Source organism: Mycobacterium sp. MAC_080597_8934 (assembly GCF_000523975.1).
GTDB classification, from domain to species: Bacteria; Actinomycetota; Actinomycetes; order Mycobacteriales; family Mycobacteriaceae; genus Mycobacterium; species Mycobacterium avium.
The window spans coordinates 15,505-29,340 of record NZ_JAOS01000015.1 but is presented as its reverse complement, the minus strand read 5'-3'; the positions used below and the strand labels follow the sequence as shown (position 1 = coordinate 29,340).

The 13,836-nt window shown below is 70.1% G+C and carries 13 protein-coding genes; 12 read left to right on the top strand and 1 reads right to left on the bottom strand.

Annotated elements, in window-relative coordinates; genetic code table 11:
• Nucleotides 1–10: 10 nt before the first annotated feature.
• The 6 genes from recN (at nucleotide 11) to xerD (ending at nucleotide 7,528) form a co-directional block, all read left to right on the top strand.
• Nucleotides 11–1,780 carry a DNA repair protein RecN gene (recN, locus tag NF20_RS07790; RefSeq protein ID WP_011725232.1) on the top strand — a complete coding sequence of 590 codons (1,770 nt, stop codon included), beginning with the start codon at nucleotides 11–13 and terminating at the stop codon, nucleotides 1,778–1,780.
• 184 nt (nucleotides 1,781–1,964) lie between these two features.
• Nucleotides 1,965–3,146, top strand: coding sequence for a putative cytokinetic ring protein SteA (steA, locus tag NF20_RS07785; protein ID WP_003876318.1), 1,182 nt, complete (start codon nucleotides 1,965–1,967; stop codon nucleotides 3,144–3,146).
• Nucleotides 3,147–4,100, top strand: a complete 954-nt coding sequence (locus NF20_RS07780; protein WP_009977247.1) for a copper transporter — start codon at nucleotides 3,147–3,149, stop codon at nucleotides 4,098–4,100.
• 122 nt (nucleotides 4,101–4,222) lie between these two features.
• Nucleotides 4,223–5,974, top strand: a complete 1,752-nt coding sequence (locus NF20_RS07775; RefSeq protein WP_019732777.1) for a CTP synthase — start codon at nucleotides 4,223–4,225, stop codon at nucleotides 5,972–5,974.
• The gene (locus tag NF20_RS07770) at nucleotides 5,967–6,590 is read left to right on the top strand and encodes an NUDIX domain-containing protein (protein WP_003876321.1); all 624 of its coding nucleotides are present in this window, start codon (nucleotides 5,967–5,969) and stop codon (nucleotides 6,588–6,590) included. The genes NF20_RS07775 and NF20_RS07770 overlap by 8 nt, the downstream gene beginning before the upstream one ends.
• Entirely contained in the window at nucleotides 6,587–7,528 is a 942-nt protein-coding gene (xerD, locus tag NF20_RS07765) for a site-specific tyrosine recombinase XerD (RefSeq protein ID WP_019732778.1), read from the top strand. The genes NF20_RS07770 and xerD overlap by 4 nt, the downstream gene beginning before the upstream one ends.
• Nucleotides 7,529–7,553: 25 nt before the next feature.
• Here the strand turns inward: xerD and NF20_RS07760 are convergent, their stop codons facing one another.
• Nucleotides 7,554–8,306, bottom strand: a complete 753-nt coding sequence (locus NF20_RS07760; protein WP_033710449.1) for an O-methyltransferase — start codon at nucleotides 8,304–8,306, stop codon at nucleotides 7,554–7,556.
• Nucleotides 8,307–8,543: 237 nt separating this feature from the next.
• Here NF20_RS07760 and NF20_RS07755 point away from each other — a divergent pair, with 237 nt between their 5' ends.
• Genes NF20_RS07755 through der form a run of 6 tightly spaced genes read left to right on the top strand, consistent with a single transcriptional unit; the run spans nucleotide 8,544 to nucleotide 13,749 of the window.
• Nucleotides 8,544–9,407, top strand: a complete 864-nt coding sequence (locus NF20_RS07755) for a ParA family protein (RefSeq protein ID WP_009977240.1) — start codon at nucleotides 8,544–8,546, stop codon at nucleotides 9,405–9,407.
• Nucleotides 9,404–10,222: a segregation/condensation protein A gene (locus NF20_RS07750; protein ID WP_003876325.1), complete on the top strand. Its 819-nt coding sequence runs from the start codon at nucleotides 9,404–9,406 to the stop codon at nucleotides 10,220–10,222. Before NF20_RS07755 ends, NF20_RS07750 begins: the two co-directional genes overlap by 4 nt.
• Nucleotides 10,219–10,926: an SMC-Scp complex subunit ScpB gene (gene scpB, locus NF20_RS07745; RefSeq protein WP_003876326.1), complete on the top strand. Its 708-nt coding sequence runs from the start codon at nucleotides 10,219–10,221 to the stop codon at nucleotides 10,924–10,926. The genes NF20_RS07750 and scpB overlap by 4 nt, the downstream gene beginning before the upstream one ends.
• Nucleotides 10,926–11,669, top strand: a complete 744-nt coding sequence (locus tag NF20_RS07740) for a pseudouridine synthase (RefSeq protein WP_031348901.1) — start codon at nucleotides 10,926–10,928, stop codon at nucleotides 11,667–11,669. The genes scpB and NF20_RS07740 overlap by 1 nt, the downstream gene beginning before the upstream one ends.
• Nucleotides 11,666–12,352 carry a (d)CMP kinase gene (gene cmk / locus NF20_RS07735; RefSeq protein WP_019732781.1) on the top strand — a complete coding sequence of 229 codons (687 nt, stop codon included), beginning with the start codon at nucleotides 11,666–11,668 and terminating at the stop codon, nucleotides 12,350–12,352. The genes NF20_RS07740 and cmk overlap by 4 nt, the downstream gene beginning before the upstream one ends.
• Entirely contained in the window at nucleotides 12,349–13,749 is a 1,401-nt protein-coding gene (gene der, locus NF20_RS07730) for a ribosome biogenesis GTPase Der (RefSeq protein ID WP_019732782.1), read from the top strand. The genes cmk and der overlap by 4 nt, the downstream gene beginning before the upstream one ends.
• Nucleotides 13,750–13,836 lie beyond the last annotated feature (87 nt).

Here is a 13,836-nt window from a genome sequence, read left to right as displayed (position 1 = left end):
TGCGACTGCCATGCTGACCGAAATCCGCATCGAGTCACTGGGGGCGATCAGCGCCGCGGTCGGGGAGTTCGACCGCGGCCTGACGGTGTTGACCGGCGAGACCGGCACCGGCAAGACCATGGTGGTCACCGGCCTGCACCTGCTGGGCGGGGCCCGCGCCGACGCCACCCGGGTGCGCTCCGGCGCCGACCGGGCGATCGTCGAAGGCCGTTTCACCACAACGGATCTCGACGAAGCCCTGGTGGTCAGGCTGGACGAGATGCTGGACGCCTCCGGGGCGGAACGCGACGAGGACGGCAGCGTGATCGCGCTGCGCTCGGTCAACCGCGACGGGCCGTCGCGCGCCTACCTGGGCGGGCGCAGCGTGCCCGCCAAATCGCTGGGCGACTTCACCGCCGAACTGCTGACCCTGCACGGGCAGAACGACCAGCTGCGACTGATGCGGCCCGAGGAGCAGTGCGGCGCGCTGGACCGGTTCGCCAAGGCCGGGCCCGCGCTGGAGCGCTACACCAAACTGCGCGACGCCTGGCTGTCGGCGCGACGCGACCTCGCCGACCGCCGCAACCGGATGCGCGAACTCGCGCTGGAGGCCGACCGGCTGACCTTCGCGCTGGGCGAGATCGACGCCGTCGACCCGCAACCCGGCGAGGACGACGCCCTGGTCGCCGAGATTATGCGGCTCTCGGAACTGGACACCCTGCGCGAGGCCGCCGCCGCGGCCCGCGCGGCGCTGTCCGCCGACGACGCCGACGGCTCCGGTCTGTCCGCCGTCGACACGCTCGGAAAGGCAAGGGCCGCACTGGAATCCACCGACGATCCCAAGCTGCTGGCGCTGGCCGGCCAGATCGGCGAGGTGTTGACCGTGGTGGTCGACGCCGCCGGCGAGCTGGCCGGTTTCCTGGAGGAACTGCCGGTCGACGCCAGCGCGCTGGAAGCCAAGCTGGCCCGGCAGTCCGAGCTGCGCGGCCTCACCCGCAAGTACGCCGCCGACATCGACGGCGTGCTGGCCTGGGCGCGGGAGTCGCGGGAGCGACTCGCCCAACTCGACGTCTCCGAGGAGGGTCTGAGCGCGCTGGCCGCCCGCGTCGAGGAGCTCGGCCGCGAATTGGCCGGGGCCGCAGCGGATCTCAGCACCATCCGGCGCAAGGCCGCCAAACGGCTGGCCAAGGAGGTCACCGCCGAGCTGTCCGGGCTGGCGATGGCCGACGCGCAGTTCAGCATCGACGTGAGCACCGACGTCGTGCCCGCCGGCTCCGGCTCCGACGATGCGGCGGTGCTGACGCTGCCGTCGGGCGAGCGGGTGCGGGCCGGCGCCGACGGCATCGACCAGGTCGAGTTCGGCTTCGCCGCACACCGCGGGATGGATCGGCTGCCGCTGGCCAAGAGCGCCTCCGGCGGCGAGCTGTCCCGGGTGATGCTGGCGCTCGAAGTGGTGCTGGCCGCCTCCCGCAAGGAGACCGTCGGCACCACCATGGTGTTCGACGAGGTGGACGCCGGCGTGGGCGGTCGGGCGGCGGTCCAGATCGGGCGGCGGCTGGCCCGGCTGGCCCGCACCCACCAGGTCATCGTCGTCACGCATCTGCCGCAGGTCGCGGCCTACGCCGACGTGCACCTGGTGGTGCACGGCGCCGGGCCGCGCGGGACCAGCGTGGTGCGCCGGGTCACCGGCGACGAGCGGGTGGCCGAGCTGGCGCGGATGCTGGCCGGGCTCGGCGAGTCCGACAGCGGCCGGGCGCACGCCCGCGAGCTGCTCGACGCCGCCCAGAAGGACGAGATCTAAAAGGTGCGCCTCCCCGGCGAGCGTCGAGTTGTTGACGTCCTCGGGCCCCATGTCCCGCATCGAGTCGACGTTCGTGACCGGTTCGGCACCCACCTGTGACTAATGGGACTCTAGATAACTTATGAGGCTGATGTTACGGCGCGCCTCCCGACCTCGCCGACGCTTCACCGACAGAATCGCCCCCATGAAGATGTCAGGCCTGCTTTCCCGAAACACCGACCGGCCCGGAATCGTCGGCACCGCCCGCGTCGACCGGAACATCGACCGACTGCTGCGCCGGGTCTGCCCCGGCGACATCGTCGTGCTCGACGTCCTGGACCTGGACCGCATCACCGCCGACGCCCTGGTGGAAGCCGACATCGCCGCGGTGGTCAACGCCTCCCCGTCGGTCTCGGGCCGCTACCCCAACCTGGGGCCGGAGGTGCTGGTCAACAACGGGGTGACGCTGATCGACGAGGCCGGGCCGGACATCTTCAAGAAGGTCAAAGACGGCGCCAAGATCCGCCTGTACGACGGCGGGGTGTACGCCGGCGACCGCCGGCTGGTGCGCGGCACCGAACGCACCGAGCACGACATCGCCGACCTGATGCGCGAGGCCAAGAGCGGGCTGGCCGCCCACCTCGAGGCGTTCGCCGGCAACACCATCGAGTTCATCAAGAGCGAGAGCCCGCTGCTGATCGACGGCATCGGCATCCCCGACATCGACGTCGACCTGCGCCGCAGGCACGTGGTGATCGTCGCCGACGAGCCCAGCGCCGAAGAGGACCTCAAGTCGCTCAAGCCCTTCATCAAGGAGTACCAGCCGGCGCTGATCGGGGTCGGCACCGGCGCGGATGTGTTGCGCAAGGCGGGGTATCGGCCGCAGATCATCGTCGGCGATCCCGACCAGATCAGCGCCGACGCGCTCAAGTGCGGCGCCCAGGTGGTGCTGCCCGCCGACGCCGACGGGCACGCCCCCGGGCTGGAACGCATCCAGGACCTGGGCGTGGGGGCGATGACGTTCCCGGCCGCGGGCTCGGCCATCGACCTGGCCCTGCTGCTGGCCGATCACCACGGCGCCGCCCTGCTGGTGACGGCGGGCCACACCGCCAACATCGAGACGTTCTTCGACCGCACCCGCGCGCACAGCAACCCGTCCACCTTCCTGACCCGGCTGCGGGTGGGGGAGAAGGTGGTGGACGCCAAGGCCGTCGCCACCCTGTACCGCAACCACATCTCGGCGGGCGCCATCGCGCTGCTGGCGCTGACCATGCTGATCGCCGTCATCGTCGCGCTATGGGTGTCGCGCACCGACGGTGTGGTGCTGCACTGGATCACCGACTACTGGAACCACTTCTCGCTGATGGTGCAGAAGTGGGTCACCTAGATGATCTCGCTACGCCAACACGCCCTGTCGCTGGCCGCCGTCTTCCTGGCGCTCGCCGTGGGAGTGGTGCTGGGCTCCGGCTTCCTGTCCGACACCTTGCTGTCCAGCCTGCGTGACGAGAAGCGCGACCTGCACACCCAGATCAACGGGCTCAACGACCAGAAGAACGTGCTGAACGAAAAGCTCAGCGCGGCAAACAATTTCGACACCCAACTGGCCGGCCGGATGCTGCACGACGCGCTGGGCGGCAAGTCGGTGGTGGTGTTTCGCACCCCGGACGCCAAGGACGACGACGTGGCCGCGGTGTCGAAGTTCATCGGCCAGGCCGGCGGGACGGTGACCACGACGGTGGCGCTGACCCAGGAATTCGTCGAGGCCAATTCCGCGGAGAAGCTGCAGACGGTGGTCAACTCGTCGGTGCTGCCCGCCGGCCAGCAGCTGAGCACCAAGCTCGTCGACCAGGGCTCGCAGGCGGGCGACCTGATGGGAATCGCCTTGTTGACCAACGCCACCCCGGCCGGCCCGCCGCCGCCGGAGGTTTCCGAGACCCAGCGCAACACCGTGCTGGCCGCGCTGCGCGACACCGGCTTCATCACCTACCAGGGCGGCGACCACCTGGGCGCGGCCAACGCCGCGCTGGTCGTCACCGGCGGAGCGCTACCCCAGGACGCCGGCAACCAGGGCGTCAGCGTGGCCCGGTTCTCGGCCGCGCTGGCCCCGCACGGCTCGGCCACGTTGCTGGCCGGGCGCGACGGTTCGGCGACCGGAAGCGCCGCCGTCGCCGTGACCCGCGCCGACGCCGGGATGAACTCCGCGGTCAGCACCGTCGACAACGTCGACGCCGCGCCGGGCCGCATCACCGCCGTCCTCGGCTTGCACGACCTGATGAACGGCGGCCACCCCGGGCAGTACGGCACCGGTCACGGCGCCACGTCGATCACGGTCGCTCAGTAGCGGGCGTGTTCCCCGCGGCGCGGCGCCGTGGATGTTAGGGTGGGTTTCCGTGGGTCGGCAGGCCCAGCTAGTGATTCGCTAGAACAATTTTGACGCCCTGCCCGTCTTCACGGAGGTCGCCTGTGCGAAAGCACCCGCAAACCGCCACCAAGCACCTCTTCGTCAGCGGGGGCGTTGCATCCTCGTTGGGCAAGGGATTGACCGCCAGCAGCCTCGGTCAGCTACTGACGGCGCGCGGGTTGTACGTGACGATGCAAAAGCTCGATCCGTACCTCAACGTCGACCCCGGCACCATGAACCCGTTCCAGCACGGCGAGGTCTTCGTCACCGAGGACGGCGCCGAAACCGACCTCGACGTCGGCCATTACGAGCGGTTCCTGGATCGCGATCTGTCCGGTTCGGCGAATGTCACTACGGGACAGGTGTATTCGACCGTCATCGCCAAGGAACGGCGCGGTGAATACCTGGGCGACACCGTCCAGGTGATCCCGCACATCACCGACGAGATCAAGGGCCGCATCCTGGCGATGGCCCAGCCGGACGCGCAGGGCAACCGCCCCGACGTCGTCATCACCGAAATCGGCGGCACCGTTGGCGACATCGAGTCGCAGCCCTTCCTGGAGGCGGCCCGGCAGGTGCGCCACGACCTGGGCCGGGAGAACGTCTTCTTCCTGCACGTGTCGCTGGTGCCCTACCTGGCGCCGTCCGGTGAGCTCAAGACGAAACCCACCCAGCACTCGGTGGCCGCGCTGCGCAGCATTGGTATCACCCCCGACGCGCTGATCCTGCGCTGCGACCGCGACGTGCCCGAGGCGCTGAAGAACAAGATCGCGCTGATGTGCGACGTGGACATCGACGGCGTCATCTCCACCCCGGACGCGCCGTCCATCTACGACATTCCCAAGGTGCTGCACCGCGAGGAGCTCGACGCCTACGTGGTGCGCCGGCTCAACCTGCCGTTCCGCGATGTCGACTGGACCGAATGGGACGACCTGCTGCGCCGGGTGCACGAGCCGCATGAGACGGTGCGAATCGCCTTGGTGGGCAAGTACGTTGAGCTTTCCGACGCCTACCTGTCGGTCACCGAGGCATTGCGTGCCGGCGGGTTCTTCCACCACGCCAAGGTCGAGATGGTGTGGGTGGCCTCCGACGACTGCGAGAGCGCGTCCGGTGCCGCGGCGGCGCTGGGGGAGGTGCACGGCGTGCTGATCCCCGGCGGGTTCGGCATCCGCGGCATCGAGGGCAAGATCGGGGCCATCCACTACGCCCGCACCCGCGGGCTGCCGGTGCTGGGGCTGTGCCTGGGCCTGCAATGCATTGTGATCGAGGCCGCCCGCGCGGCCGGCCTGGCCGGCGCCAACTCGGCCGAATTCGACCCGGACACACCGGATCCCGTCATCTCCACGATGGCCGACCAGGTGGACATCGTCGCCGGCGCGGCCGACCTGGGCGGCACCATGCGACTGGGCGCCTATCCCGCTGTGCTGGAAGAGGATTCGATCGTGGCCCGGGCCTACGGGACGACGCAGGTGTCGGAGCGGCACCGGCACCGCTACGAGGTCAACAACGCCTACCGCGACAAGATCGCCGAAAGCGGCCTGAGGTTCTCCGGAACATCGCCCGATGGCCATCTGGTGGAGTTCGTCGAATACCCGCCCGACATGCACCCGTTCATCGTGGGCACCCAGGCCCACCCGGAGCTGAAGAGCCGGCCCACCCGTCCGCACCCGTTGTTCGTCGCATTCGTCGGGGCGGCCATGGATTACAAAGCGGGAGAACTGCTTCCGGTGGAAATCCCCGAGCAGTCCTCCAACGGCATCCAGCACCGGGACAGCGCTGCGCGGCCCATACCTGAGCCCGCGGCCCGTGGCTGAACACGTCTTCGAGACGGCGTCGTCCGAAACGCTGTACACCGGAAAGATTTTCGCGCTACGCCGCGACCAGGTCCGGATGCCGGGCGGCAAGGTCGTCACCCGGGAGATCGTCGAACATTTCGGTGCGGTCGCCGTGGTCGCAATGGACGACGACGGCAACATCCCGATGGTCTACCAATACCGGCACGCGTTCGGCCGGCGGCTGTGGGAGCTGCCCGCCGGGCTGCTCGACGTCCACGGCGAGGCCGCGCATCTGACCGCGGCGCGCGAGCTGATGGAAGAGGCGGGGCTGAAGGCCGAGACCTGGGCGGTGCTCGTCGATCTGAACTCCACGCCGGGCTTCAGCGACGAGTCGGTGCGCGTGTATCTGGCCACCGGCCTGACCCGGGTCGACCGACCCGAGGCGCACGACGAAGAAGCCGACATGACCCTGGAGTGGTATCCGCTGGCCGACGCCGCCCGCAAGGTGCTCAGCGGTGAAATCGTCAATGCCATTGCCGTGGCAGGGATTTTGGCCGCCCACGCCGTCACGACGGGATTTGAGCGACCGCGTCCGGTGGACAGCCCGTGGCAGGACCGGCCCACGGCGTTTCCCGCGCGGAAGGCCGGGCGATGACGACGGTGGCGTTGGAGACCCAACTGCAGGGCTACCTCGACCACCTCACGATCGAGCGGGGCGTCGCGGCGAACACGCTCAGCTCGTATCGGCGCGACCTGCGCCGCTACACCAAACACCTGTCGGACCGCGGGATTTCGGACCTGGCCAAGGTGGGCGAGGACGACGTGAGCGATTTCCTGGTGGCGCTGCGCCGCGGCGATCCCGACACCGGCGCCGCCGCGCTGTCGGCGGTGTCGGCGGCCCGCGCGCTGATCGCGGTGCGCGGCTTGCACCGGTTCCTGGCGGCCGAGGGGTTGGCCGAACTCGACGTCGCCCGCGCCGTGCGCCCGCCGACGCCGGGCCGCCGGCTGCCCAAGAGCCTGACCATCGACCAGGTGCTGGCGCTGCTGGAGGCGGCGGGCGGCGAGAGCCCCGCCGACGGCCCGCTGACCCTGCGGAACCGGGCGTTGCTGGAACTGCTGTACTCCACCGGCGCGCGCATCTCCGAGGCCGTCGGCCTCGACGTCGACGACGTCGACACCCAGGCCCGGTCGGTGCTGCTGCGCGGCAAGGGCGGCAAGCAGCGGTTGGTGCCCATCGGGCGTCCCGCCGTGGCCGCGCTGGACGCCTATCTGGTGCGCGGCCGCTCGGAGCTGGCGCGCCGCGGGCGCGGCACGCCAGCCATCTTCCTCAACGTGCGCGGCGGCCGGCTGTCGCGGCAAAGCGCCTGGCAGGTGCTGCAGGACGCGGCCGAGCGCGCCGGGATCAACTCGGGGGTGTCGCCGCACATGCTGCGGCATTCGTTCGCCACCCACCTGCTCGAGGGCGGCGCCGACGTGCGGGTGGTGCAGGAGTTGCTCGGCCACGCCTCGGTCACGACGACGCAGATCTACACCATGGTCACCGTGCACGCGCTGCGCGAGGTGTGGGCCGAGGCGCACCCGCGGGCGCGCTGACCATCTCGCCGCCGCGCGCCGCGTCTCAGCCCAGGTATTCGGACTCCAGCATCAGGTCGGAGAGCATGGTCTGGTACTCGGCATGCGTGTTGTGCTCGACGGTGTCGAACCGCTTGCCCTGCTGGACATGCATGTACTCGCGGTACTTCGGCGAGCCCGGCCAGCGGATGTTGTCGGCGACCACGATCGAGCCCGGATGCAGCCAGCCCCGGTCCATGATGCTCTTCAGGTCGGCCAGGTAGGCGTCCTTGTCGTGATCGAGGAACACGAAATCCAGTGTGCCGGCAGCGAATCCGTGCTCATTGGCCAGGACGTCCAGGGTGCGCCCGCCGTCGCCGATGGTGCCCACCACGCAGGTCACCCGGTCGGCGACGCCGGCGTGCGCCCAGATCCGGCGGGCGTTGGCGGCGTTGGCCTCGGCCAGTTCGACCGAGAACACCCGGGCGCCCGGGGCGGCCCGGGCGATCCGCAACGCGCCGTAGCCGCAGTAGGTGCCCAGCTCCAGCGCCACGTCCGGGTCGGCGCGGCGCACCGCGGCGTCGAGGATCAGCCCCTTCTCGTCGCCGACGTTGATCAGCATCGATTTCTGGTAGGCGAACCTGTCGATGGTGGCCAGCACGTCGTCGATGTCGCCGGCCCGCGCGTTGCGCAGCACGTACTCGACGGCGGCCGCTTCCCGTCCGTCACCGATCTGGCCGGTGGTGGTGATGTTCTGCACCCCGGCCGCCATGCGCCAGACCGACCACCGCAGCAGGGGTATCCGTCGCTTGAGGTCCATAGCCGCCACCATAGGCGCGTCGGCGACCGTGCCGGTGCCCGCGACGGCGGTTTTTTCGCCCGGTGTCCCCACCCGCCAACTGGTGCTGGTGTGACGGAAGTGAATAGGCTGTCGGAATGTGCGTCCTACCACCGATTTCCGCCCATATTGGCTGGTTGATTGCCTGCGGGTCGCCGGGTTTCGCGCGACGAACCCGTTAGACTTTCCGACGATGTTCACCTCCCGAACACCCCCGCCATGACCGAGCGGCCGGACAACGGCGTCGAGCTCGGCCTGACCGGGCGGCCGCCGCGGGCGATCCCGGAGCCACAGCCGCGCACCTCGCACGGCCCGGCCAAAGTCGTCGCCATGTGCAACCAGAAGGGCGGCGTCGGGAAGACCACGTCCACCATCAACCTGGGTGCGGCGCTCGCCGAGTACGGTCGCCGGGTGCTGCTGGTGGACATGGACCCGCAGGGCGCGCTGTCAGCGGGCCTGGGTGTGCCGCACTACGAGCTGGAGAAGACCATCCACAACGTGCTGGTCGAGCCGCGCGTGTCGATCGACGACGTGCTGCTGCAGACCCGGGTCAAGCACATGGACCTGGTGCCCAGCAACATCGACCTGTCGGCGGCCGAGATCCAGCTGGTCAACGAGGTCGGCCGCGAGCAGACGCTGGGCCGGGCGCTGCACCCGGTGCTGGACCGTTACGACTACGTGCTGATCGACTGCCAGCCGTCGCTGGGCCTGCTCACCGTGAACGGGCTGGCCTGCTCCGACGGTGTGGTGATCCCCACCGAGTGCGAGTACTTCTCGCTGCGCGGCCTGGCGTTGCTCACCGACACCGTGGACAAGGTGCGCGACCGGCTCAACCCGAAGCTGGAAATCAGCGGGATCCTGCTCACCCGGTACGACCCGCGGACCGTCAACGCGCGCGAGGTGATGGCCCGCGTCGTCGAACGCTTCGGCGACCTGGTCTTCGACACCGTCATCACCCGCACCGTCCGGTTCCCGGAGACCAGCGTGGCCGGCGAGCCCATCACCACCTGGGCCCCGCGCTCCACCGGGGCCATCGCCTACCGCGCGCTGGCCCGCGAGTTCATCGACCGATTCGGCGCGTGAACGCGACCGCAAACGGTGAGGCGCAACCCCAGACCGGTTTTCAGGTCCGCCTGACCAATTTCGAGGGGCCGTTCGATCTGCTGCTGCAGCTGATCTTCGCGCACCGCCTGGACGTGACCGAGGTGGCGCTGCACCAGGTCACCGACGACTTCATCGCCTACACCCGCGAGATCGGCCCCAAGCTGGAGCTGGAGGAGACCACCGCGTTCCTGGTCGTCGCCGCCACCCTGCTCGACCTGAAGGCCGCCCGGCTGCTGCCGGCCGGACAGGTGGACGACGACGAAGACCTCGCCCTGCTGGAGGTGCGCGACCTGCTGTTCGCCCGGCTGCTGCAGTACCGGGCGTTCAAGCACGTCGCCGAGATGTTCGCCGAGCTGGAGGCCAGCGCCCTGCGCAGCTATCCGCGCGCGGTGTCGCTGGAGGACCGGTTCACCCAACTGCTGCCCGAGGTGATGCTGGGCGTCGACGCCGAACGGTTCGCCCAGATCGCGGCGGTCGCGTTCAGCCCGCGGCCCGTTCCGACGGTGTCGGTGGGGCACCTGCACGAGGTGAAGGTCTCGGTTCCCGAGCAGGCGCGCAAGTTGCTGGCCATCCTGGAAGCGCGGGGCAGCGGGCAGTGGGCGACGTTCTCCGAGCTGGTCGCCGACTGCGAGGGATCGATGGAGGTGGTGGGCCGGTTCCTGGCGCTGCTCGAACTGTATCGGTCCCGGGCGGTAGCATTCGAGCAGTCAGAGCCGCTTGGCGTGCTCCAAATCTCGTGGACCGGGGAACGTCCGGTCGGTGAAACCTTGGTAGAAGTGCGGGACGAATTGTGAGCGAGAACGCGCCGGACGTCGATCTCGACTCCGAGCTCGAGGCGGGCATCCCGGAGATCGCCGAGGCCGCGCCCATGGAGTCCGGGGAACTCGGGTCGGTGCTGGAGGCGCTGCTGCTGGTGGTGGACACCCCGGTCACCGCGGAGGCGCTGGCCGCCGCGACCCAGCAGCCGGTGTACCGGATCGCCACCAAGCTGCAGGAGATGGCCGACGAGCTCACCGCCCGCGACAGCGGCATCGACTTGCGCAAAACCAGCGAGGGCTGGCGGATGTACACCCGGGCCCGGTTCGCGCCCTATGTGGAGAAGCTGCTGCTGGACGGGGCGCGGTCCAAGCTGACCCGCGCCGCGCTGGAGACGCTGGCCGTCGTCGCCTACCGCCAGCCGGTGACCCGGGCGCGGGTGAGCGCGGTGCGCGGGGTCAACGTGGACGCCGTGATGCGCACGCTGCTGGCCCGCGGCCTGATCACCGAGGCCGGGGTCGACGAGGACACCGGCGCGACCACGTTCGCCACCACCGACCTGTTCCTGGAGCGGCTGGGGCTGACGTCGTTGGCCGACCTGCCCGACATCGCGCCGCTGCTTCCCGACGTCGACACGATCGAGGACTTGAGCGAATCCCTGGACAGCGAGCCACGTTTCGTCAAACTCTCCGGCGGTCAGGCCTCCGATGCGGCGCTGACGTTCGACGTGGACCAGGATTGATGGTCGAAGCTCAGGGCATCCGGCTGCAAAAGGTGTTGTCGCAGGCCGGAATCGCGTCGCGGCGGGCCGCCGAGAAGTTGATCGTCGACGGCCGCGTCGAGGTGGACGGGCAGGTGGTGACCGAGCTGGGCACCCGCGTCGACCCGGATGCCGCGGTGATCCGGGTCGACGGGGCCCGGGTGGTCCTCGACGAGTCGCAGGTCTATCTGGCGCTGAACAAGCCGCGCGGGGTGCACTCGACGATGTCGGACGACCGCGGCCGGCCGTGCATCGGCGACCTGATCGAACGTCGAGTTCGCGGCAACAAGAACCTGTTTCACGTCGGGCGGTTGGACGCCGAGACCGAAGGGCTGATCCTGCTGACCAACGACGGCGAACTCGCGCACCGGTTGATGCATCCCTCCCACGAGGTGCCCAAGACGTATCTGGCGACGGTCACCGGATCGATACCGCGCGGGCTGGGCAAGACGCTGCGCGCGGGCATCGAGCTGGACGACGGGATGGCGCGCGTCGACGACTTCGCGGTGGTGGACGCCATCCCGGGCAAGACGCTGGTGCGGGTGACGTTGCACGAGGGGCGGAATCGCATTGTGCGCCGGCTGCTGGCGGCCGCGGGCTTCCCGGTCGAGTCGTTGGTGCGCACCGACATCGGGCCGATTTCCCTGGGCAAGCAGCGGCCGGGCAGCATTCGGGCGCTGGGACGCGACGAGGTGGGCCGGCTCTACCAGGCGGTCGGGCTGTGAGCGCCGACGTCGTGGTGGCCATCGACGGCCCCGCGGGGACCGGAAAGTCCTCCGTCTCAAAGGGATTGGCGCGCGCGCTGGGTGCGCGCTATCTGGATACCGGGGGAATGTACCGGATGGTGACGCTGGCGGTGTTGCGCGCCGGCATCGACCCGGCCGACGCCGAAGCCGTCGGGCGCGCCGCGCAGGCGGTGCGGATGTCGGTGGACTATCACCCCGACGGTGACCGTTATTTCCTTGCCGGAGAAGACGTTTCCACCGAGATCCGGGGCGACAAGGTCACCGCGGCGGTGTCCGCGGTGTCGTCGGTTCCCGCCGTGCGCACCCGCCTGGTCGGCTTGCAGCGCGAAATGGCTTCCGGCCCCGGCAGTATCGTCGTCGAGGGCCGCGACATCGGCACCGTGGTGCTGCCCGACGCGCCGGTGAAGATCTTCCTGACCGCCTCGGCCGAGACCCGGGCCCGGCGGCGCAACGACCAGAACGTGGCGGCGGGGCTGGCCGACGACTACGAGGCGGTGCTCGCCGACGTCCGCCGGCGCGACCACCTGGATTCCACCCGGCGGGTGTCGCCGTTGCGGGCGGCTCCCGACGCGGTGGTGGTCGACACCAGTGACATGACCGAGGCGCAGGTGATCGACCACCTGCGGGATCTGGTCAGGCAGCGAAGCGAAGTGGCGCGGTGACTCACGACGGAACATGGAGCGACGAAAGCGACTGGGAAGCGGTCGAATTCGAGCTCGACGAGGCGGCGCACGCGCCCCCCGCGCCGGTGGTCGCGGTGGTGGGGCGGCCCAACGTCGGCAAGTCGACGCTGGTGAACCGGATCCTGGGCCGCCGGGAGGCGGTGGTGCAGGACGTGCCGGGCGTCACCCGCGACCGGGTGTCCTACGACGCGCTGTGGACCGGGCGCCGATTCGTCGTGCAGGACACCGGGGGATGGGAGCCCGACGCCAAGGGGCTGCAGCAGCTGGTCGCCGAACAGGCGTCGGTGGCCATGCGCACCGCCGACGCGGTGATCCTGGTGGTCGACGCGCTCGTCGGCGCCACCACCGCCGACGAGGCCGCCGCCCGGATCCTGCTGCGGTCGGGGAAGCCGGTCTTCTTGGCCGCCAACAAGGTTGACAGCGACAAGGCCGAGGCCGACGCGGCGATGCTGTGGTCGCTGGGCCTCGGCGAGCCGCACCCGATCAGCGCGATGCACGGCCGCGGGGTGGCCGACCTGCTCGACGAGGTGCTGGCCGCGCTGCCCGAGGTGTCCGAGGTGGCGCCCAGGCCCGGCGGGCCGCGGCGGGTGGCGCTGGTGGGCAAGCCGAACGTGGGCAAGAGCTCGCTGTTGAACAAGCTGGCCGGCGATCAGCGCTCGGTGGTGCACGATGTGGCCGGGACGACGGTGGACCCGGTGGACTCGCTGATCGAGCTGGGCGATCGGGTGTGGCGGTTCGTCGACACCGCGGGTCTGCGGCGCAAGGTGGGGCAGGCCAGCGGCCACGAGTTCTATGCGTCGGTGCGCACGCACTCGGCCATCGACGCGGCCGAGGTGGTGATCGTGCTGATCGACGCGTCGGCCCCGCTCACCGAGCAGGACCAGCGGGTGCTGTCCATGGTGATCGAAGCCGGCCGGGCCCTGGTGTTGGCGTTCAACAAATGGGATCTGGTCGACGAGGACCGCCGCGAGCTGCTGGAACGCGAGATCGACCGCGAGCTGGTGCAGCTGCGGTGGGCGCCGCGGGTCAACATCTCCGCGAAAACCGGTCGCGCGGTGGCCAAGCTGGTGCCGGCGATGGAGACCGCCCTGGCGTCGTGGGACACCCGGATCGCCACCGGCCCGCTGAACTCCTGGCTGAAGGAGGTGGTGGCGGCCACCCCGCCGCCGGTGCGGGGCGGCAAGCAGCCGCGCATCCTGTTCGCCACCCAGGCCGCCGCCCGGCCGCCGACTTTCGTGCTGTTCACCACCGGCTTTCTCGAGGCCGGATACCGGCGTTTCCTGGAGCGGCGCCTGCGCGAGGCGTTCGGGTTCGAGGGGACGCCGATCCGGATCAACGTGCGGGTGCGGGAGAAGCGCGGGGCCCGGCGGCGCTGAGTGGCGTGGGCTGTGTCTGGAGGTATCGCGCTGTTCGAAATCCGCTAGCGCCGGTGCTGGCGTGTCTGCGGGTCATCTCATCGTCCG

Bases quoted from the DNA above. Each gene is read 5' to 3' on its own strand.
- steA (WP_003876318.1), top strand. From the start codon at position 1,965: ATGAAGATGTCAGGCCTGCTTTCCCGAAACACCGACCGGCCCGGAATC.
- NF20_RS07755 (WP_009977240.1), top strand. From the start codon at position 8,544: ATGACCGAGCGGCCGGACAACGGCGTCGAGCTCGGCCTGACCGGGCGG.
- NF20_RS07760 (WP_033710449.1), bottom strand. From the start codon at position 8,306: ATGGACCTCAAGCGACGGATACCCCTGCTGCGGTGGTCGGTCTGGCGC.
- NF20_RS07740 (WP_031348901.1), top strand. From the start codon at position 10,926: ATGGTCGAAGCTCAGGGCATCCGGCTGCAAAAGGTGTTGTCGCAGGCC.
- NF20_RS07780 (WP_009977247.1), top strand. From the start codon at position 3,147: ATGATCTCGCTACGCCAACACGCCCTGTCGCTGGCCGCCGTCTTCCTG.
- recN (WP_011725232.1), top strand. From the start codon at position 11: ATGCTGACCGAAATCCGCATCGAGTCACTGGGGGCGATCAGCGCCGCG.
- xerD (WP_019732778.1), top strand. From the start codon at position 6,587: ATGACGACGGTGGCGTTGGAGACCCAACTGCAGGGCTACCTCGACCAC.